The organism is Bacillus sp. NEAU-242-2 (assembly GCF_027853835.1).
Lineage (GTDB): Bacteria > Bacillota > Bacilli > Bacillales > Bacillaceae > Bacillus > Bacillus velezensis.
This window is the reverse complement of sequence record NZ_JAPNNY010000002.1, coordinates 658278-679402: the sequence shown is the minus strand read 5'-3', so window position 1 is coordinate 679402 and position 21125 is coordinate 658278. Positions and strand designations below refer to the sequence as shown.

Below are 21125 nucleotides of genomic sequence, written 5' to 3'. Positions count from 1 at the left end.
GAAGGAGTGTTTACATATGGAGAGAAAAACAGTATTGGTTATCGCTGACCTTGGGGGATGCCCGCCGCATATGTTTTACAAAAGCGCAGCCGAAAAATACAACCTCGTCAGCTTTATTCCGAGACCTTTTGCAATTACAGCCTCTCATGCGGCATTAATTGAAAAATACTCGATTGCGGTCATTAAAGATAAAGACTATTTTAAGAGTCTGGCTGATTTTGAGCATCCCGATTCGATTTACTGGGCTCATGAAGATCATGACAAACCTGAGGAAGAAGTCGTCGAAGAAATCGTCAAGGTGGCTGACATGTTCGCGGTTGACGCCATTACGACCAACAATGAACTGTTTATCGCTCCGATGGCAAAAGCGTGTGAACGTCTCGGCCTGCGGGGAGCGGGCGTACAGGCGGCTGAAAATGCCAGAGATAAAAACAAAATGAGAGCCGCCTTCAACCGGGCCGGCGTCAAGTCTATCAAAAACAAACGGGTGACGACGCTGGAAGATTTCCGCGCCGCGCTTCAGGAAATCGGAACGCCGCTTATTCTGAAGCCTACATATCTGGCGAGCTCCATCGGCGTGACGCTCATCAAAGAGAGGGAAACGGCAGAAGCAGAATTTAACAGAGTCAATGAATACCTGAAGTCGATTAACGTACCGAAAGCGGTCACGTTTGAAGCGCCTTTTATCGCGGAAGAATTTTTGCAGGGCGAGTATGACGACTGGTACGAAACAAGCGGTTATTCCGACTATATCAGTATAGAAGGCATCATGGCCGACGGGGAATACTTCCCTGTCGCGATTCATGATAAAACACCGCAAATCGGATTCACGGAGACATCGCATATTACGCCGTCCATCCTGGATGATGACGCGAAGCGGAAAATCGTCGAAGCTGCCAAAAAGGCGAATGAAGGACTCGGCCTCGAAAACTGCGCGACACATACAGAAATAAAATTAATGAAAAACCGGGAAGCCGGATTGATTGAATCAGCGGCACGATTTGCGGGATGGAACATGATTCCGAATATTAAAAAGGTCTTCGGCGTCGATATGGCGCAGCTGTTATTGGATGTTCTCTGTTTCGGAAAAGAAGCCGATCTGCCGAAAGGATTATTGGAGCAGGAGCCGTGCTATGTCGCCGACTGCCACTTGTATCCTCAGCATTTCAAAGAGAACGGCCAGCTGCCTGAGACGGCTGTCGATTTCGTCATTGAAAGCATTGACATTCCCGACGGCGTCTTAAAGGGAGATACCGAAATCGTTTCTTTCTCGGCGGCCGAGGCGGGTACGTCCGTGGATCTGCGGCTGTTCGAAGCGTTCAACAGCATTGCGGCGTTCGAGCTGAAAGGAAGCAATTCGGGTGACGTGGCCGAATCAATCAAACAAATTCAGCAGCAGGCGAAGCTGACTGCAAAGTATGCGTTACCGGTATGAAACAGCTGAAACCGAACTCTAAGTATTTGCTTTTCGGGCAGGCGCTTTCGTTTATGGGAGACTATTGCGTTCTCCCGGCCCTGCTCATTTTGTCTACATACTATCATGACTACTGGGTGACGTCCGGCGTTATCGCGGTCCGCAGCATTCCGATGGTGTTTCAGCCGTTTTTAGGCGTGCTCGTGGACAGGCTCGACAGGGTGAAAATCATGCTGTGGACGGATGTGATCAGAGGTGTCATCTTTTTGGGGCTGACATTTCTCCCGAAAGGCGAATATCCGCTGCTTTTTCTGGCGCTGCTGTTTATTTCTTACGGAAGCGGCGTGTTCTTTAACCCGGCACGTCTCGCGGTCATGTCGTCTTTAGAAGCGGATATTAAAAATATCAACACTTTGTTTGCAAAAGCCACGACGATTTCGATTATTGTCGGCGCTGCAGCCGGCGGACTTTTTCTGTTAGGCGGTTCTGTGGAGCTTGCCGTCGCGTTTAACGGGGTGACCTATCTTGTCTCCGCGTTGTTCATCAGCCGCATTAAGCTTCAATACGTGCCGATTCAGTCAGAAAACGTAAGAGAAGCTTTTCAGTCGTTTAAAGAAGGCCTGAAGGAAATCAAAACAAATGCTTTTGTGTTAAACGCCATGTTCACGATGATTACGATGGCGCTTTTATGGGGTGTCGTCTACAGCTATTTCCCGATTGTCAGCCGCTTTTTAGGCGACGGGGAAATCGGCAATTTCATCCTGACGTTCTGTATCGGCTTCGGCGGCTTTATCGGCGCCGCTCTTGTCAGCAAATGGGGCTTTAACAACAATAAAGGGCTGATGTATTTTACAGTGTTATCGATCGTCTCGCTTGCGCTGTTTTTGTTTACCCCGATTTTCGCCGTGTCAGTCATTGCCGCCATTCTTTTCTTTATCGCAATGGAATACGGTGAGGTGCTGGCGAAGGTCAAAGTTCAGGAGAACGCGGCGAACCAGATTCAGGGCCGGATCTTTTCGGTGGCGGAGGCGTCCATCGGATTGTGCATCGCCGTCGGTTCCATGTTGATCAACATTGTAGACGCGGCAGTCATCATGGCGTTTATCGTCCTTTTGGTCAGCGGGCTGTTTCTGCATACAAAACTGGTCAATAAATCCTTTTCAGAACGGAATAACGAATCAGAGCAAATTCATTTATAAGGAGCCTTTCAGATGGAAATCATACCGTCCGACGTCATCAAGACACTTCCGAAACAGGAATTTTCGCTCGTTTTTCAAAAGGTAAAAGAGATGGAGAAAACAGGAGCCCAGATCATTAATCTCGGGCAGGGGAATCCCGATCTCCCCACTCCGCCGCATATCGTTGAAACATTGCGGGAGGCTGCGCTGAATCCTTCGTATCACGGATACGGCCCGTTCAGAGGCTATCCGTTTCTGAAAGAAGCCATCGCGGAATTTTATGAGAGAGAGTACGGGGTATCGGTCAATCCGGAGACAGAAATCGCGCTGTTCGGCGGAGGGAAAGCTGGTTTGTACGTTTTGACGCAATGCCTGCTGAACCCCGGCGATATCGCCTTAGTCCCGAACCCCGGCTACCCTGAGTATTTATCGGGAATCACAATGGCCAGAGCGGAGCTGCATGAGATGCCGCTTCATCCGGAAAACGGCTATCTGCCGGATTTTGAGCGGATTGATCCCGCCGTCCTGAAAAAAGCGAAGCTGATGTTTTTGAATTACCCGAATAACCCGACGGGCGCGACTGCGGATCAGGCGTTTTATGAAAAAGCGGCTGCGTTTGCAAAAAGTCATGACATCCATCTTATTCACGATTTTGCATACGGCGCGTTCGAATTTGATCAGAACCCGGCCAGCTTTCTTCAGGCGAAGGAAGCAAAAACAGTCGGCGCGGAGCTTTATTCATTTTCGAAAACCTTCAATATGGCAGGCTGGAGAATGGCATTTGCCGTGGGGAATGAGAAAATTATTCAGGCGGTCAATGAGTTTCAGGATCACGTCTTCGTCGGCATGTTCGGCGGCCTTCAGCAGGCGGCAGCGGCGGCGCTGTCAGGAAATCCTGAGCATACGGAGCGTCTGAAGCGCACTTATAAAGAACGGATTGATTTTTTCACGGCGTTATGTGAAAAGGAATTAGGCTGGAGCATTGAAAAACCGAAAGGGACTTTTTATGTCTGGGCTGAAATTCCGAATGAATTCGAGTCATCACACCAGTTTTCGGACTATCTGCTGGAGCATGCCCATGTTGTCGTGACGCCCGGCGAGATTTTCGGCAGCGGCGGAAAGCGTTATGTCAGAATATCAATGGTGGCAAAACAGGGCGATTTAAGGGAATTCGTGCTGCGGATTCAAAAGCTAGGTTTGTCCTTTCCTTCATTACAAGAAACATCCCGCTGAGAGCGGGATGTTTTTATTATATGCTTTTCATGCTGCCGCCGTCGGCTGACACTTGCTGTCCGGTAATATAGGAGGCTTCTTCAGAGGCAAGAAAGGCAGCCAGCGCCGCGGTTTCTTCCGCAGTTCCGACACGCTTCATCGGGACGCCTGAGGCAATCCGTTCCTCCGCTTCCGCTTTAGAAATGCCGTTTTGCTTCATGACATTCTTCACGAATTGGTGATAACGGTCTGTGGCGATAAATCCGGGATTCAGACAGTTGACAGTAATGTGAAAAGGCGCAAGCTGAATGGCGATGTTTTTGCTGGCATTAATTAAAGCGGCGTTCATCATGCTGTTGGTAAACATATTGGCGCCGGGTTCTTTCCATAGGTTTCCGACGATATTAATGATTCTGCCGAATTCGTGCTGTTTCATGATCGCTGCGGCCGTTTTCATAGAGTCGATATAGGCGATCGTTTTATTCGTAAAGGTATTTGTCATATCCTCTATATCGCAGTTTTCAAAGGTATCCGGCGAGCCGCCCGGAATGTTGTTGATCAATACATCAAGCCGTCCGCATTGTGATCTGATTTCTTCAAAAATGCCGGCTCTCGCCTTCTGGTCCGACATATCGCCGGCCAGAACGGTGACGCCCGCATCCGGATGTTTGGCGAGGATCTCTTCTTTTACCGATTCGATATTTTCGGGAACTCGTGAATTAATGACGGTATGAAAGCCATTGTCAGCCAGTTTCAGAGCGATCGCTCTGCCGATCCCCTGACTGGCTCCCATAATAAATGCGGTTCGTTTTGACAACTGTCTGCACCCCTTTACCAAAATGGAATCTCCTTTACATCGTAAAAAAAAATGATAAAAATAGCAAATTTTATTTAAATTCTGACAAATAAAAAACCCGCCGGACAGGCGGGTGGGTGTTACACATGCAAAAACTTCGGAAGCGTGTCGAGAGACAAGCGGTTTCCGACAAAAAATGAACCGAATTCGCCGTAGCGCGCGCTGACTTCATCAAAGCGCATTTCATAAACAAGCTTTTTGAACTGAAGCACATCATCGCTGAAGAGCGTGACGCCCCATTCGTAATCGTCAAAACCGACAGATCCCGTGATAATCTGTTTGACTTTGCCGGCATAGCTCCGTCCGATCAAGCCGTGGCTTCTCATCAGGTTTCTGCGTTCATCCATAGAAAGCATGTACCAGTTGTCATTGCCGCTTCTTCTTTTATCCATCGGATAGAAGCAGACGTATTTCGCTTCGGGCAGCTCAGGATACAGGCGGGCGCGGACATGCGGATTTTCATACGGATCGCCTTCTCCGCTTGCGAGGTAGTTGCTCAGCTCAACCACGGACACGTAAGAATAAGCCGGGATTGTAAATTCAGCAAGCTTTGATTTGTTAAATTCAAGCTCGATTTCGTTCAGCTCTTCCATTGTCGGGCGAAGAATCATCAGCATGAAATCAGCTTTCTGTCCGACGATGCTGTAGATCGTTTGCGAGCCTTTTCCTTCTTTTTCGGCGACACCCCATTTTTCAAGCAGTCCCGTAAATTCGTGAATAATCGACAGGCGCTCATCGCTGGATAACATCTTCCATGACGTCCAGTCCATTGTGCGGAAATCGTGAAGCGCGTACCAGCCGTCAAGCGTTTGGGCGGCTTCGTTCGTTTTTTGCTGCTCACTCATGTATCTTCACTCCTATATCTTTTCATTACATTGATGCCTTCACTATATCACAGTTTAACCGTTTCGGCTGTGGAGAAACCTTGAATAATCCGAAGCCTTGTGTCAGAAACTAAGCCGTGAAACAAACCGTCAATTAAATTAGTTAGAAAAATAAGATTTCTTTTTGAAAGCGCTATAATAGAAGTTGGTTATTTGAATTTAGCTGGAAGAAGAGTATGCTGTAAAAGTAAGCGTTTTTTGTCAACATAGAGGAGGGAATATCGTGGCAGATTTATTTACAAAAGTACAAGAAAAAGTCGCAGGAAAAGATGTGAAAATCGTATTTCCTGAAGGGTTGGACGAACGTATCCTGGTTGCGGTCAACAACTTGGCGGGCAACAAGGTATTAAAGCCGATCGTGGTCGGCAATAAAGAAGACATTCAAGCAAAAGCGAAAGAATTAAATCTTACGCTTGACGGCGTGGACATTTTTGACCCGCATACATATGAAGGCATGGAAGAACTCGTTCAGGCTTTCGTAGAACGCCGCAAAGGCAAAGCGACGGAAGAACAGGCCCGCAAAGCTTTGCTGGACGAAAACTATTTCGGCACGATGCTTGTGTACAAAGGTCTCGCAGACGGACTTGTCAGCGGAGCTGCACATTCTACAGCCGATACGGTGCGCCCTGCACTGCAAATCATTAAAACAAAAGAAGGCGTGAAAAAAACATCAGGCGTCTTCATCATGGCCCGCGGTGACGAGCAGTATGTGTTCGCTGATTGTGCGATCAACATTGCTCCTGACAGCCAGGACCTTGCCGAAATCGCCATTGAAAGCGCCAATACGGCTCAAATGTTTGACATTGACCCGCGCGTTGCCATGCTCAGTTTCTCTACAAAAGGATCGGCGAAATCAGACGAGACGGACAAAGTGGCTGAAGCCGTGAAAATTGCGAAGGAAAAAGCGCCTGAGCTTACGCTTGACGGCGAATTCCAATTCGACGCTGCATTTGTGCCGTCTGTCGCGGAGAAAAAAGCGCCGGACTCCGACATTAAAGGAGACGCGAATGTATTTGTATTCCCAAGCCTTGAAGCGGGAAACATCGGCTACAAAATCGCTCAGCGCTTAGGCGGCTTTGAAGCGGTCGGACCGATTCTGCAAGGATTGAATATGCCTGTAAACGATCTTTCCAGAGGATGTAATGCGGAAGACGTCTACAATCTTGCGTTAATTACGGCTGCTCAAGCGCTGTAATCCGCAAAAGCCCGGCCTTTACGAGGACCGGCTTTTTTTATAGAAAGAACGTCACTGCGGCCCAGCCGAACAGGGACAAAGAGAGAGAACCGATCAAGCCTGCTGCGAGCGCCCGCCAGCCGCTATGACGAAACGCCGATATATGGACTTTCAAACCGAGACCCGCCATCGCCATGCCGATTAAAACATAAGACACTTGAACAAGAAATGCGGAAAACGAAGCTGAAATAACGCCTGATGTATGGATGGCGCTCATTCCGAGAAATCCGAAGATAAACCAAGGGATGGGGAGCGAAGCGGCAGAAGCCGTCTTTGACTTTCCGCTGCGGCGCGCCCGCATTCCGAGCATGAATGCGGCCGGGACGAGCAGCGCGACCCGGGTCAGTTTGACGATCACCGCCATCTCGACGGCTGCTTTTCCTCCGGCGCTGCCGGCAGCCGCCGCATGCGCCACTTCGTGAAGCGTTGCCCCGCAAAAGGCTCCGTAAGCCGCAGGAGAGAAGCCCAATCCATGATAAGCAAGAGAATATACAACAGTAAAAACGGTTCCTAATAACGAAACGGCGGCCGCGCTGATGGCGGCTGCATTTTCATTTGATCTGATCTGCGGCGCGATCGCGGCAATGGCAGCCGCCCCGCAGATCGCTGTGCCGCAGGCTGTCAGCGTGCTGAGTGTCTGATCTATACGGAACAGCCGGGACAGTCCGTATACAACGGCACCCGCAAACATCATACAGCAGACGGCAATTGCAAATACGTGCCAGCCCGCATGATAGATATCCGCCAGATTCAGTCTCATGCCAAGCAGGATGATGCCTGCTTTCAGCAAGTATTTGCTTGAGAACGCGATCCCCGGCTCTAATGCCTCCCGCTGTCCGAATACGGCGCGCCAGAGCATGCCGATCAGCATGGCAAGGACAAGCATTCCGAGCATATGCAAAAACGGCAGGCGGCTGACATAGGAAGCCGCAAACGCAATTCCTGCGGTAACTGAAATACCCTTTATCATCTTCATCTCAGTCACTTCCCATTATCTTGATAACTCCACTTTACTGCGGTCTTAATCATTAGTAAAATATATTTATATGATCTAAACGATTAGGAAAAATAATGATTAGGGGCGATGCTTTTTGTATTATGGGGAACTGAAAACATTCATTGCCGTCGTGGAAGAAAAAAACTTTACAAAGGCGGCGCAGAAGCTGATGATTTCTCAGCCGAGCGTCAGCCTTCATATTAAAAACCTGGAGAAAGAATTTCAAACCGCTTTGCTGAACCGCTCTCCGAAGCATTTTACGACGACGCCGACGGGGGACATTCTCTATCAGCGCGCCAAGCAGATGGTCTTTTTGTACGAACAGGCGAAATCCGAAATTTACGCCCACCATCATTATGTCAAAGGGAAGCTCAAAATCGCCGCGAGCTTTACCATCGGCGAATATATTCTGCCGCCGCTTCTCGCAAAGCTTCATAACGAGTATCCCGAACTGAACCTGGACGTCATGATCGGAAACACGGAGGAGGTCAGCGAAGCGGTTCGGATGCTTCAAGCCGATATCGGATTAATTGAAGGGCATACGGGGAAAAACGAGCTCGACATTCAGCCGTTTATGGAGGATGAATTGTGCATTGCCGCACCGAACGGACACCCGCTCGCCGGCAGAAAAAACATCCCGGCTGCCGAATTGCAAAATCAAGCGTGGGTGACAAGGGAGAAGGGTTCGGGAACGAGGGAATATTTAGACCATGTCCTTCAATCAAACGGACTGCGGCCGAAATCCATGATGACGATCAGCAGCAACCAGGGCGTCAAGGAAGCCGTGATCAGCGGAATGGGTCTTTCCGTTCTGTCAAAAAGCGTGCTGCAAAAGGATCTGCTTCACGGCAGCATTTCCGTGCTTGAGATAAAAGGATTCTCCTTAAAACGGAAACTGTCTATCATCCAATCTTCCATTATGGAGAACACAAAAAACAAAGAAATCTTCATCGCTCTTTTGAAAAGCCAATTTCAATCATCTCAAGCGGAGTGATATAATAAACGCATGGAAAGCCTATGACGAAAGGGATTTAATATAGATGGGAAAGCAACCGATTGATTTACTGATGCAGCCGAGCTGGAGAATCATTGACCAATCCAGCCTCGGCCCTTATTTTGATGCGAAGCAGTCATTCGCAATGGATGATACGCTGTGCGCCTCCGTAGGCAAAGGGGAATCGCCTGCGACGGCACGCTCTTGGGTGCACCACCGGACGATCGTGCTCGGTATTCAGGACACACGCCTGCCGTTTTTAGAGGACGGCGTGAAATTGCTGGAGGACGAAGGCTACCGTGTCATTGTCCGCAATTCAGGAGGCCTAGCGGTCGTTCTCGATGAAGGCGTATTGAATATCTCGCTTATTTTTGAAGATGAGAAAAAAGGCATCGACATTGACAGAGGCTACGAGGCGATGACAGAGCTGGTGCGGCGGATGCTGCGTCCGCACAATGCCGAAATTGAAGCATATGAAATTAAAGGATCGTACTGTCCGGGCAGCTATGATCTCAGCATCGGCGGCCGAAAATTCGCGGGAATCTCACAAAGACGCCTGCGGGGCGGAACCGCGGTTCAGATTTACCTCTGCGCCGATAAAAGCGGAAGCGAACGCGCCGATCTGATCAGACGTTTCTATCAAGCCGCTTTAAAAGACAAAAGCAACGATACAAAAGGCGTATATCCCGATATCCGGCCCGAAACGATGGCTTCATTAAGCGAATTGCTGCAAACGGACATTACCGTGCAGGACTTAATGCTGGCGCTTTTGACTGAACTGAAGGAACTCAGCGGACGCCTGTATGCAGCCAGATTATCGCCGGAAGAGGAAATGGTATTTGAAAAAAATCTGACCCGAATGCTGGAACGGAATGAGAAGGTGTTCGGCACGCAGGAAAGCTTGGACTGAGTCCGGGCTTTTTTTGTTTTTGGTAATTATATACTATTTAGTTATAGTGAAAAAGAATCGTTATATCAAAACTAGTTTACATTATATACCTTATTTGATTAATATATTTATGTAGGTTCCAAATAATTCTATAAACTGAAGGAGATGGAGATATGAACTTTAAAAAAATAAAAGAAGAAAAAAGAATCACGATCCCGACACATTTGTTAGCCGGAGATGCGGAACAATCAGGCAATTCTTTCGCTTGGAGCGGCTGGGTGCTTGTAGTGCCGAGCCAAGAAGACAATCAAAACCCGAATTTGAATTTCTCTGATTTAGCCGCTCAAAAGTAAGATAATCACTGTTTGGAGCCTACGCATCTGAGACGAGGCGGTGAGAGTGTGACACAAGAGTATATAAGAGAAATTAAGCGGGGAGCACTGTCATGGATTGTTGAAAATATCCATTATTTTGATATGAATCATAAAGTAGCGAATGATTTCAGATGGCGTCTTAAAACATTTATAGAACTCATTTTTCTTACCAATTACCTGATCAGAAATCAGGCAGATGATAAGGAGGTTGCTGTTTTAACGGAGTTTATTACAGAAAGGCTCCGTAATGATCAGCTTGAAGAATTTATTCATTTTGATCCGGACGGTCTCGCCGGATTGGCTATTGCGGGTGAATTTCTTACCTTGACTGATCATCCGTCACAGGCTTCAGTGATATGGGAGCTGGAAAAATTCACGGCAGCGCGTTTTGATTGCAGCCTTGCTAAAATTCCCTTTCGAAAAATGGATTTGAAGTACAGTCTGCAAAGAGCGGGCGTAACCTCGGAAATAACGGACTTTTCTGACTTATATCACTACACAGCAGCTGGCCAGGATATCCCAAATACATATATGACGGATCATGATGCGTACAGCATCACTCATACGATTTTTTATATAACAGACATGGGATGTTCTTCGCTTACGGATAAAGAATATCATCTGCCGTCCTTAAAAGAAAAGGTCCTGAAATTTCTCGGGATCTATATCTGTCTTGAGAATTTAGATATTACCAGTGAATTATTGATGTGCAGCTCTTTTTTACATATCGACATGGATAAGGACAACCATAAACCGCTCTATGAAGCAGCCTGGAATAAAATCTATCGGGGCCGAATGAAAGAGGGGAATGTCCCGAGCATCACCTATCAACATAAACCCGGTTTGAAAGGTGAACAGCGAAGAGAAGATGTGTTCAAACATTGCTATCATACAACACTTGTCGCCGCGGGTGCCGCGCATGCCTGTCTTAGAACAGAAAGGAACGATTAACTTGAACAGATTAGCTGAAGAGACGGATCAATTTTTATTATCTTTTGCTGAACAATCGCTTCCGGATCAAAAGAGCATTCAGCTGTTTGCCGGCTTCTGCAAATACTACAGAAAGACGAGCCATTCTTCTATTGTAAAAGAACATACTGAAAGGATTGCCTCCGCTTTCGTTGATAAGTCATGCTGGGAAGATCTGTTTCACTGTAACACGGCCATTGTCAATGAGTTGATTCATATCTATTTAACGGCAAAAGCTTATAAAAAGAAGCAGGGAATGGAAGCGGATGATCAGATCATACGTCACGGATTGCAAAACGGCTATCTTATAAAAAAAGAATGGCCTTATTTTAAATATGCCGAATTCGTCGGTTTACTGAATGAGCTGGGAATGTCAACTGACCATGAAAAAGTGCGCTTTTACAAGAATTCGATGTTTCAGCCTTTGCTCCATGACGCATGGAAAAGAACAGCTGAAAACGAGCTGGAGTTTGTCGAGTACTGTCTTCTTCATTTAGACCAGGGAGAGCATCTGCTTCATCCCGGCTTGAAGGCCTCCATTCAAAAATGGCTTGTGTTTTGTCTCGGCAGCCGAAAAATGAAACAGCTGTGCGATATGTTATTTATCCAATCGTGTATCGATCCATTTTTTTATGGCTGTCAAGCGGCTCTTCATCATATAAATAACGAGAATCCATCCATTCATTGTGCTCCGGCTCTTCTGCCGGCGATTGAGATTCTGAATCTGGAGTGTGGAACATGCGGATAGTCAAGGAACATTTTAATATAAAAAAAACAGAAGAATGGCTGCTGGGTTTTTGGAAGAACATTCAGCTGCAGCCGGAAGAAATGGAAGCAGATGATCTCATGCACCTGTTTTGCGGTTTAGCGGCATGTCATCATTTTGAAAAAAGAAAGGATACAGAAGAAATTATTCTATTCTTAGACCGTTATTTTTGGGAAAAAACGCACGAATGCCATCCGGTCCTGTTCGCGTATGCGTATCATGTGTACCGCAGGATGGATGCCGCAAAAAGCATCTTTTTTCATAACGGACTTGAACAAATGGTCCGCGGTTTACAAGAGGAACTGAAATCAGAGCCTTCCTCTATGATCCTCATGGTGTTAGCAGCTTATTTTGGGGCGGTGACCCCGGAAGAACTGATCGTTTTCTTAGAAACCGCAATGAAACGTGAGGCCGATTTGCTCATGGCACCGGGCGGCATCCAGAAAGAACAGGCGGATGCCCTGTATGCCGTCTCTTATTTGCAAATGAAAGAATTACAGCCTTTTCTCACAAAATGGTACAAAACATCAGATTTTGCTTTTTCAGGTTTAATGTTAGCCGAGTGCAGAAAGTATCACATTGACGCCGTTGCAAAATACACAGCCATTATGAAATTTCTCCGATTCGATGAGGCGCTTTTTATACGGGAAGGGCGGGAATTTCTACGCTTTCAGCAGCGAAGCAGCGGGAGCTTCGGTTATTTGAATCCATTAGCGATGGACCAAGGGGCGGTCAGCGGCAAATTGCTGGACCGTCAGTATTTCCTGCCGTCCGCTCATTATGCCGCCGCCTCTCTGTCTATGCTGTAATGTCTCTCTTTTGAAAGACGGAAAAAGAAATCAATAAACAAATAAGAAAGTAGATCGCTATAACTGTCACGGAATAGGGGATGTTTAACGTTGAAATCGCATCACCCGCACTTTTATTTACATAAGCAACGAGATTTAAATGCGGAAAGAGCGTAAATTTATACCACGTAAATTGGGCAAGCAAATCAGTTCCGCCCAATATACTGCCGGCAAACAGCAGTAAAATGGATAAGCAAAGGGAGAGCGCCTGGTTTTTGCACAATACTGACAAAGTGAACGCAATGGTGACAATACTTATAATTGATATGAAACGCAAAAGCAGAATGATTCCGGATGCTTTGATTGAACTGATGGTATACAGACTGTCATTTAAATGAGTAAAGACGAGCGGATATGAAGCATTGGAAAAACCGAATAACACGCCGCCGATCAGCAAACAGCTCACACAGTAAAATAAGTAAACCATGCCGGTAAACAGAAGAGAGGCCAGAAATTTCGATGTTAAAATCCGCCATCTTCGGTTCGGGCTTGTAGCGATAAACTTAATCGTCCCAAGGGCAAACTCTTTAGAAACAACCCCGCTGACGGTTAAAATCGCGGTTAAGCTTACGAAAATCTCAAGCCCGTTTGAAGTAACGGTGCCGAAAAACCTCCAGCCGTTCCATTCATAAGGGTTGATGTTATGCTCCAAATAATAGTCTTTATTCTTAACATCAGCAGAATAATAAACGCCTGCCGTTTCAGCCGGTTTATTAATTTCTTCCTGTTTTTTTTCGGCGAGAAGCCGTTCTTTCCAATTGTTATCCGAGGAGGCATCTAACTCATGATTCATAATAAGGCCGGCCAGCAAAACGATGAGAAACAGGAAAAAAAGAGATAAAAGTGTGCCTTTTTTTCGGGTTATTTTTATGAATTCGTTCTGCGCCAGATGAAATATGCTCATACCGCGTCCTCCTGATCTGTAATCATCATGTATTTCTCTTCCAATGACAAAGTCCTTGCAGAAACGCGGGAAATCAGAATCTCTTTCTCTGCCAAAGTTTTAATGATATACGGGATGGTATCTTCCTCCGCTTCCAATTCAATGATGCGGCTGTCTTTTTGCTGTACTTGAAGAATACCGTCCTGCTCTAATATTTCTTTCGCCCTTGCCGGATGATCGACCGTGACGGTAAACAGCTTTTTCTGACCAAGGTCATTTCTGCTCTTCATGTCTTCAATTCCTAAAATCCGTCCCTTTTTAATGTAGGCAACCCTGTCGCAAATCTCCTCCATTTCCGACAATAAATGGCTTGATAATAAAATGGAAACCCCTTGCTTCGCTAAATCGGAAAGAATGGTGCGCAATTCTTTCATCCCTTTAGGATCGAGGCCGTTCATCGGTTCATCCAGAATTAATAATCCGGGATTGTGAAGAAGAGAATAAGCGAGCCCCAAGCGCTGTTTCATGCCTAATGAGAAATGTTTCACTTTTTTGCGGGCAGCCTGCTCCAGTCCGACTTTTGCAAGGGTATTCATAAGGTCATCCGTTCGCAGCGAGGTGCTGCGCAGTTTAGTAAAATATTTTAGGTTTTGCAAAGCGGTCATGTTCGGATACATATCCGGGCCTTCAATGATAACCCCGATATGTCTCATAAAATATTCAAAGTCGCTGTCCGGTCTGCCTCTGAATGAAATGGCTCCTTCTGTTTTTTTAATAAGCTGTACGATCATTCTGAAAATAGTGGTTTTACCTGAGCCGTTAGGCCCTAAAAGGCCGAATATCTCACCTTTTCTCACATTGAAAGAAATTGACTGTACAATAGGGGTATGATTGATAGTTTTAGAGACATCTTTTAATATCAGGGCTGGTTCACTCATGCTACGTGCACACCTTCCTTATGATTTAGGGTAAAAGCCGTCAAAACCGAAGAACATGCTTCCGATCAGGCCGGCAGCGATTAAAATGAGAGCAATGCTATACCACATTTTTCGATTCAATGGTTTCCCTCCTTACAATGCTGACATTCCATTTGAAATAGCGCAAAAAGATGCGGAATATCAGTTTCGAAAGATCAAATCCGGCCATAAACACCGCCATACCCGCTCCGAGGACCATACATCCGTTAAAAATGGCTGTTACAATCGGCACTTTTACGAGGAGAAAGAATGATCCGGTCATCAGCATCAGGCCGATTGCCATCAAACTTAACACCGCAACAGAGGCAAAAAGAAACGGTGTCAGCATAAACATGAAGTTGAACATGCCCATACCCAGCATCAGGCCGAATGCTTTGAAAAAGGAGCGCCATGTTTTCTGCTCCTCGGCATCACTGATGAAAATATCCGCTTTTAAGGCGCGCGCAAGTGTTTTGGGGTTTCCTAAATTGCCGGCGATTTGTTCATCGCTTTTTCCTTCAGCGCCGCCCATTTGGAATATTTCGCCGATATCGGCGAGTATCTCTTTTTGCTCAAGTTCCGGCAGATCTTTTATTTCCCGCCGGAGATGTTTTAAATATTGGTCTTTACACATTCATTTTCCCTCCTTAATGATGCTGTTCACTTTTTCGGACAGGTCAAGCCATTCCGATTTTAATGTGTGATGATAAAAGGCGCCTTCTTCTGTTACTTTGTAATATTTGCGTGACGGGCCTTGATCTGAAGCTGCTGTATACGTTTTTAAATAGTTATTTTTCGTAAGTCTTCGTAATATGGGGTAGATGGTGCCCTCCGATACAGGGAACGTTTCACTTATGACCTTGATTAATTCATAACCATATAAATCTTCATAAAGAAGCAGGGACAACACACAAAGTTCCAATGCTCCTTTTCGTAATTGGCTACTCATTTACTATCATTCCCATCATATCTAATAATTGTATTCTCTATACAGTGTATTGCACAGTAGCTGATCGATCAATAATTCCCAAGAACCATTTGGGATGAGGAATTGAATCTTTATGCTTATGTGCGGGCGGGGACCGAGATGCGCAGCCCTTGCGGGAAGAAGGCCTCCTGAACAATGTTTACATTAATATAGATCAGGATGCGCGTCATTGACAAATGGCAAAAACCCCTTTTTCCATGACAAGGAAAGGGGTTTTTTGCGTTATTCGGCCATTTTTTCTAAATTGCCGTTCCGGTCCATTTTAAAGGACGGAGAGGCATGCTCGTCGTCTTCAAATAAAACTAGTTTTCTGGCTCTGTTCATAATTTTCACCAAGGTTTCGTAGTCATCCTGAATGGTTTTTTGATCTTTTTCAAGCTTTTCGACGGCTGCTTCCAGTTGCTCGGTTTTAGACTGAAGTTCTTGGTTTTCCCGTTTTAAACGGTCATTTTCCATCTGCAGGGCGGAAGTTTGCTTTCCGCTGCCTTCATAGCTCTGCAGAAATTGAATGACGTCTGCCATTGTGAGCTCCGCCTTTTGGCTCGGCTGCTGAGGCGCCAGCAAATGTGATAAACTAGCTAACTCTTCCTTGAAGCTTTCATCGACATAAGGCATATGTTCGCCGGACATGACGGCTTGCCGATCCTCTTTTGGCGCTTCCGTTTGAACCGTCTCTTCGGATGCGGTTTCCTGCATGATGTCCGCATCCGGTGCAGGCGGCTGGTATAATAGTTTCTTCTTGGCCGGCTGGCCGTTTCCGAGCGCGCGCATCCGCTGTTTCCGCTGTTTTTTTGCAAGCTGAAGCGCTTTTTCATATTGATGGCGCACGACGGCATTCCATCTGAATCCGCACGCTGCCGACGTTCTGTTTAATTTATCGCCTACCTCTTCAAAGGCGTTCAGCTGCGTGCTCCCTTCCCGGACGTGCCGGAGCACGGTTTCCGCAAGCAGCAGGTCATTTTCCTCCGACCAGGCGTCCTGTCTTTGCTTTGTCAATGTTCTCAACCCCCAATAATCTTTGATGGTATTAGAATGTCCAGATTGGAAAATATTTATACAAATTGGCTGAAAGAATGAGAGATACGCAGAGCCTTGCAGGATAAGATGAATCCTTGTACAATAAAACGTGATGTGATTTTTTTCGTTTTTTAAAATTAAGATTTAACATAGAGGAACACTGAATGAAGGGAAGCGTACATCATGGCTAATGAATTCCGAGTGTGTGATGATTGCCAGGCCACCAATATTAAGACATTGCTGCCGCGTTTGAAAGAAGCTGACCCGGATGCAAAAGTGGAGGTCGGATGTCAGTCATATTGCGGGCCCGGACGCAAAAAATCGTTTGCTTTCGTAAACAACCGCCCGCTGTCGGCGCCGACTGAGGACGAGCTGATTGAGAAAGTGAAAAAGAAGATCAAAAAGTAAATGTGCATTTTTACGACAGCCTCGCCCGATGGGTCAGGCTTTTTTGCTTCAAAAAATCAATGTCGGAAAACTGGAACAAAACGCCGGACAAATTCAAGGATGTTTTCAAATTACAGAGCCGATATAATAGAATCACGGCTAAAAAAAAGAGGGAATGACGATGGCGTATCCAAACGGAAAATTATCAGAAGAAAAAGTGTTTAAAGATCCCGTTCACCGCTATGTTCATGTGCGGGACAAGCTGATCTGGGATTTGATCGGCACCCGTGAATTTCAGCGGCTGCGCCGGATCAAACAGCTCGGTACGACGTATTTGACCTTTCACGGCGCGGAACACAGCCGTTTTAACCATTCTCTCGGCGTCTATGAGATTGTCAGACGAATGGTTGATGATGTTTTTAAAGGGCGTCCTGAATGGGATGACAATGAACGCGAACTCTGTCTCAGCGCCGCGCTTTTGCACGATTTGGGACATGGGCCGTTTTCGCATTCCTTTGAAAAGGTTTTTCATCTGGATCATGAAGACTATACGAGGGAAATCATTCTCGGCGACACCGAGGTGAATCAGGTTCTCAGAAAGGCGGGACCGGGATTTCCGCAGGATGTTGCTGAAGTCATTGCCAAAACATACAAAAACAAACAGGTGGTCAGCCTGATTTCGAGCCAGATTGATGCCGACAGGATGGATTACCTTCAGCGGGACGCATACTATACGGGCGTCAGCTACGGACATTTTGATATGGAACGGATTTTAAGGGTCATGCGTCCGCGAGAGGACCAGATCGTCATTAAGCAAAGCGGCATGCACGCCGTCGAAGACTATATTATGAGCCGCTATCAAATGTACTGGCAGGTGTATTTTCATCCCGTGACGAGAAGCGCAGAAGTCATTTTGACGAAAATTCTCCACCGTGCGAAGCAGCTCCATGAAGAAGGGTATATATTCACTCATGCTCCCGTTCATTTTTATTCCATTTTTGAAGGGAAGCTGACGCTTGCGGATTATCTGAAGCTTGATGAAGCCATCATTTTATATTATTTCCAGGCTTGGGAGGAAGAAGAGGACCCGATTCTGTCCGACTTGTGCCGCCGCTTCATTAACCGCCAGCTGTTTCAATACGCCGAATTTAACCCCAATGAGGAAATGTCGGCTTATTTTGAACTGACCGCTCTGTTTAAAGAGGCGGGAATTGATCCCAATTACTATTTAGTGGTCGATTCTTCATCGGATCTGCCGTATGATTTTTACCGGCCGGGTGAAGAGGAGGAGCGTCTGCCGATTCATCTGTTAACGCAGAACGGCCAGATCAAAGAGCTGTCCAGGCAGTCCGCTATTGTCGAATCCATTTCGGGCAAACGCCGGACGGATCATAAGCTGTACTATCCGATGGACCTCATTTTTGATGATTCAGAAAACCCTGAAGCAAAATTAAAAATCCGGCAGCTGCTGGGACTGACATAAAAGGATTTTGGTAAAGAAGGAAAAGGAGATGTCGGGAATTTGTTGAAAGAACATGCAAAACTGATGAAGGTGTTCTCGGATTCTGGAGAAATCATCGGGCGGAAAAAGCTGCAGAAAATCATTTATATCGCGAAGAAAATGCAGTATCCTTTCTACGAAAAATATGATTTTCATTTTTACGGCCCGTATTCCGAAGAACTGACGCTTCGAATTGAAGAGCTGTGCAATCTTGGGTTTCTGGATGAGGTGAAGGAAAAAAAGGGCGGCTACTTTCAATACCGGTACTCGCTGACGGAGACGGGAGCCGAGTTTTTACATCATGCGGAGCTTACGATGCCGGATATGAAGAAGTATATCGACAGCGTCAACAGCCGCTCATCCCGGTTTCTGGAGCTGGTGTCTACGATTTTGTATTTTGACGGCCTTGAAGCTGAGGAAAAGAAAGAGAAAGTGTTTACGATAAAAAGCAAACAGAAATATACGGATGAAGAATATGATGAGGCGCTTCACTACATAGAAGAGCTGAAACACATTTGTTAAAGGCGATGGCTTTCGTCTTTTTTTATGAAAAAACCAGGCCGCAATGAAGCGGGCCTGGTTTTGTTTATTGTCTCAATTTGCTGTGCTTGTACGAATATAAAAAGTAAACGATGACGCCGATGATCAGCCAGACGGCAAAATAAAGCCACGTTTTCAGCGGCAGATTGACCATTAAAAACAAACAGCAGATAATGGCCAAAATCGGCAGTACGGGTACAAACGGCACTTTAAATCCCCGTGGAAGATCTTTATGGGTGCGGCGCAGAATCAGCACGGACAGACTGACCATGGCAAATGTCAATAGCGCGCCGATGTTTGAGAGATCTGACAGCTCTTTCAGATCAACAAAACCCGCGATGCATGCGCTGATCAGTCCGATCAGCCACGTATTAAAGATCGGCGCTCCCGATTTCTTTCCGACAATGGTAAAGACTTTCGGCAGCATTCCGTCTCTTGCCATCGCAAAAGATATACGGGTCGCCGCATAGGTATGGGCGAGAACGACGGCCATCAGTCCGATCACCGCACCGGCAGCGATAATGCCCGCCACCGCGTTTTGTCCGACAGTCTGCAGCACATAAGACATGGCTTCCGGCACATTAAGCTGTGAATACGGAACCATACCCGTCATGACGAGACAGACGATGACGTATACCAATGTACAGATCACCAGTGAACCGATAATACCGATCGGCAGGTTGCGCTGCGGTTTTTTGACTTCTTCAGCCGAAGCCGAAATCGCGTCAAACCCGAGAAACGCAAAAAAGACGGCAGAAGCCCCCGTAATGACGCCTTTGATTCCAAAAGGCATAAAAGGATGCCAATTGCCCGGCTTTACAAAAAAGCTTCCTGTGATGATAAACAGCAAAACAATTCCGATTTTTACGAGAACCATTATATTATTAAAGGTTTTGCTCTCTTTAGAGCCGCGTGACAGAACGACGGCAATTAATAGAGTAATGATGATGGCAGGAAGGTTGACGATGCCCCCCTGGCTCGGCACGTGCAGCAGACTGTCCGGCAAAGGCGTGCCGATTTCGGCTAACAGATTATTAAAATAACTTGACCAGCCGCTTGCCACCGCCGACGCCGTCACCATATAAACGGATAAGAGCGTCCAGCCCATTAAATGGCCGACAATTTCTCCCATGGTGGTATAAGAGTAAATATAGGCGCTTCCGTAAACCGGGAGAACAGAAGCGATTTCGGCGTAACATAATGCTGCAAGGCTGCAGACAACGGCTGCAATGATAAAAGAAAAGATTACGGAAGGCCCGGCGTTTTTCGCGGCCGTAATGCCTGTAAGGACCATGACGCCCGTCCCGATGACGGCGCCGATGCCCAGTAATGTTAAATCAAATCCACCCATCGTTTTGGCAGTCTGCCTGTTTCTGCTTTGTTCAAGCAGCTGGGTGATGTCTTTTTTTTGTAGGATATTCCGCAACACGCATCCCTCCATCCAAAAGCAAAAGCCAAGAGGGACTCTTTGGCTTTTACCCGTGTCACATCTTCTGTGTAATCGACAATCCTGTGTTCTGTTTCCCCGTCTGTTCCGTTTCTTTTCTTTTCCAATCATATTGTCTGCCGCATCCGATCAGATTATCCTTTCCGTCAAACGCAGTCACCCTTAATGATTTTACCTGAATCGTGTCTATAAAACCAGCATTGCATAAAAGGATATGGTAAAAAAGAGGGAGACAAAAGTCTGTGCAGGGCAGGATAAAAGTTGCGGGCATTCCGGCCGGAATTTTGACTTTCTCCGTAAGGTATCAGTAAAATGTAATAAAAAACAAACAAATGATGATGGATGCATCTTGAAATGGGGAGTTTCTGCATGAAGCACGATAACTTGCAAGCAAATGTACTGGATTACGCGCTCACGAAATATTTAAAGAGCACGAAAAAGCTTGATGAGGCGACAATTCCGAAGAGTATAAACAATATCAGAGGATTTATTCTGAGGATTATTTACCGGCACGGCACGTGCACGATTAAAGATATATTGCAGGAGGTCACATTATCGCCTTCCGCCACGACAACCGCTCTCAATCATTTAGAAAAAGAAGGATTCGTGGAAAGGTCGAGAAACAACGAAGACCGCCGCACGGTATGGATGACGCTTTCCGAATCGGGAAAAATGGCGGCCATGCAAATGATTGAAAACCGGCAGCTGCTGATTGACGAACTGTTCGAAGCATTGACAGAGGAAGAAAAGAAAATCTTTTTCAGCCTGGTTGAAAAGGTTGTGAAATAAGC

Annotated in this window: 23 protein-coding genes; 14 read left to right on the top strand and 9 right to left on the bottom strand. The window is 46.3% G+C overall.

Features of this window, described 5'->3' with window-relative positions; genetic code table 11:
* Nucleotides 1-16 precede the first annotated feature (16 nt).
* From OWN49_RS08440 to OWN49_RS08430, 3 genes are read left to right on the top strand one after another with little or no spacing between them, the layout of a single operon-like run.
* On the top strand, nt 17-1435 hold the full coding sequence (locus tag OWN49_RS08440) for an ATP-grasp domain-containing protein (protein WP_025649395.1): 1419 nt from the start codon (nt 17-19) through the stop codon (nt 1433-1435).
* Nucleotides 1432-2613, top strand: a complete 1182-nt coding sequence (locus tag OWN49_RS08435; RefSeq protein WP_077723003.1) for an MFS transporter — start codon at nt 1432-1434, stop codon at nt 2611-2613. Before OWN49_RS08440 ends, OWN49_RS08435 begins: the two co-directional genes overlap by 4 nt.
* A 12-nt stretch (nt 2614-2625) precedes the next feature.
* Nucleotides 2626-3825, top strand: coding sequence for a pyridoxal phosphate-dependent aminotransferase (locus OWN49_RS08430; protein WP_077723002.1), 1200 nt, complete (start codon nt 2626-2628; stop codon nt 3823-3825).
* 16 nt (nt 3826-3841) lie between these two features.
* On the opposite strand, the gene OWN49_RS08425 is transcribed toward OWN49_RS08430, so the two are convergent.
* Nucleotides 3842-4621 (bottom strand): SDR family oxidoreductase, encoded by a 780-nt coding sequence (locus OWN49_RS08425; RefSeq protein WP_017418688.1) that lies wholly within the window; start codon nt 4619-4621, stop codon nt 3842-3844.
* A 119-nt stretch (nt 4622-4740) separates the two neighbouring features.
* A complete protein-coding gene (gene hemQ / locus OWN49_RS08420; RefSeq protein WP_017418694.1) occupies nt 4741-5505 on the bottom strand; it encodes a hydrogen peroxide-dependent heme synthase in 765 nt (254 codons plus the stop codon).
* 262 nt (nt 5506-5767) lie between these two features.
* On the opposite strand from hemQ, the gene pta reads away from it, so the two are divergent.
* A complete protein-coding gene (gene pta / locus OWN49_RS08415; protein ID WP_003151012.1) occupies nt 5768-6739 on the top strand; it encodes a phosphate acetyltransferase in 972 nt (323 codons plus the stop codon).
* Between the two features lie 37 nt (nt 6740-6776).
* Here pta and OWN49_RS08410 read toward each other — a convergent pair whose 3' ends face one another.
* Complete coding sequence (locus tag OWN49_RS08410; RefSeq protein ID WP_176283591.1) at nt 6777-7754, bottom strand: YeiH family protein; 978 nt, start codon at nt 7752-7754, stop codon at nt 6777-6779.
* A gap of 115 nt (nt 7755-7869) precedes the next feature.
* Between OWN49_RS08410 and OWN49_RS08405 the strand changes: the two genes are divergently transcribed.
* The 6 genes from OWN49_RS08405 to OWN49_RS08380 all read left to right on the top strand — a co-directional run bounded on the left by OWN49_RS08405 (nt 7870) and on the right by OWN49_RS08380 (nt 12576).
* Nucleotides 7870-8769, top strand: a complete 900-nt coding sequence (locus OWN49_RS08405) for a LysR family transcriptional regulator (protein ID WP_007407666.1) — start codon at nt 7870-7872, stop codon at nt 8767-8769.
* 46 nt (nt 8770-8815) lie between these two features.
* Nucleotides 8816-9679 carry a lipoate--protein ligase family protein gene (locus tag OWN49_RS08400; RefSeq protein WP_176283590.1) on the top strand — a complete coding sequence of 288 codons (864 nt, stop codon included), beginning with the start codon at nt 8816-8818 and terminating at the stop codon, nt 9677-9679.
* A 152-nt stretch (nt 9680-9831) separates the two neighbouring features.
* Nucleotides 9832-10011, top strand: coding sequence for a hypothetical protein (locus tag OWN49_RS08395; RefSeq protein WP_003151018.1), 180 nt, complete (start codon nt 9832-9834; stop codon nt 10009-10011).
* 48 nt (nt 10012-10059) lie between these two features.
* Nucleotides 10060-10983 carry a DUF6895 family protein gene (locus tag OWN49_RS08390; protein WP_025853619.1) on the top strand — a complete coding sequence of 308 codons (924 nt, stop codon included), beginning with the start codon at nt 10060-10062 and terminating at the stop codon, nt 10981-10983.
* Entirely contained in the window at nt 10952-11749 is a 798-nt protein-coding gene (locus OWN49_RS08385; protein ID WP_077723000.1) for a hypothetical protein, read from the top strand. Before OWN49_RS08390 ends, OWN49_RS08385 begins: the two co-directional genes overlap by 32 nt.
* Nucleotides 11740-12576, top strand: a complete 837-nt coding sequence (locus OWN49_RS08380) for a hypothetical protein (RefSeq protein WP_077722999.1) — start codon at nt 11740-11742, stop codon at nt 12574-12576. Before OWN49_RS08385 ends, OWN49_RS08380 begins: the two co-directional genes overlap by 10 nt.
* Here OWN49_RS08380 and OWN49_RS08375 read toward each other — a convergent pair.
* The 5 genes from OWN49_RS08375 to OWN49_RS08355 form a co-directional block, all read right to left on the bottom strand.
* Nucleotides 12566-13519, bottom strand: coding sequence for an ABC transporter permease (locus tag OWN49_RS08375; protein WP_077722998.1), 954 nt, complete (start codon nt 13517-13519; stop codon nt 12566-12568). The genes OWN49_RS08380 and OWN49_RS08375 overlap by 11 nt on opposite strands.
* A complete protein-coding gene (locus OWN49_RS08370) occupies nt 13516-14436 on the bottom strand; it encodes an ATP-binding cassette domain-containing protein (protein ID WP_031378569.1) in 921 nt (306 codons plus the stop codon). The genes OWN49_RS08375 and OWN49_RS08370 overlap by 4 nt, the downstream gene beginning before the upstream one ends.
* A gap of 97 nt (nt 14437-14533) precedes the next feature.
* A complete protein-coding gene (locus OWN49_RS08365; RefSeq protein WP_003151028.1) occupies nt 14534-15088 on the bottom strand; it encodes an HAAS signaling domain-containing protein in 555 nt (184 codons plus the stop codon).
* Nucleotides 15089-15403, bottom strand: coding sequence for a PadR family transcriptional regulator (locus OWN49_RS08360; protein ID WP_014306027.1), 315 nt, complete (start codon nt 15401-15403; stop codon nt 15089-15091).
* Nucleotides 15404-15664: 261 nt separating this feature from the next.
* Entirely contained in the window at nt 15665-16438 is a 774-nt protein-coding gene (locus OWN49_RS08355; RefSeq protein ID WP_166705903.1) for an RsfA family transcriptional regulator, read from the bottom strand.
* Nucleotides 16439-16642: 204 nt separating this feature from the next.
* On the opposite strand from OWN49_RS08355, the gene OWN49_RS08350 reads away from it, so the two are divergent.
* From OWN49_RS08350 to OWN49_RS08340, 3 genes are all read left to right on the top strand, one after another.
* Nucleotides 16643-16867, top strand: a complete 225-nt coding sequence (locus tag OWN49_RS08350; RefSeq protein ID WP_003151034.1) for a DUF1450 domain-containing protein — start codon at nt 16643-16645, stop codon at nt 16865-16867.
* Nucleotides 16868-17027: 160 nt separating this feature from the next.
* Entirely contained in the window at nt 17028-18329 is a 1302-nt protein-coding gene (locus OWN49_RS08345) for an HD domain-containing protein (RefSeq protein WP_025853614.1), read from the top strand.
* Between the two features lie 39 nt (nt 18330-18368).
* Complete coding sequence (locus OWN49_RS08340; RefSeq protein WP_007407653.1) at nt 18369-18869, top strand: YwgA family protein; 501 nt, start codon at nt 18369-18371, stop codon at nt 18867-18869.
* Between the two features lie 64 nt (nt 18870-18933).
* Here OWN49_RS08340 and OWN49_RS08335 read toward each other — a convergent pair whose 3' ends face one another.
* Nucleotides 18934-20313, bottom strand: a complete 1380-nt coding sequence (locus tag OWN49_RS08335) for an amino acid permease (protein WP_032862558.1) — start codon at nt 20311-20313, stop codon at nt 18934-18936.
* A 390-nt stretch (nt 20314-20703) separates the two neighbouring features.
* Between OWN49_RS08335 and OWN49_RS08330 the strand changes: the two genes are divergently transcribed.
* The gene (locus OWN49_RS08330; protein WP_003151040.1) at nt 20704-21123 is read left to right on the top strand and encodes a MarR family transcriptional regulator; all 420 of its coding nucleotides are present in this window, start codon (nt 20704-20706) and stop codon (nt 21121-21123) included.
* Nucleotides 21124-21125 lie beyond the last annotated feature (2 nt).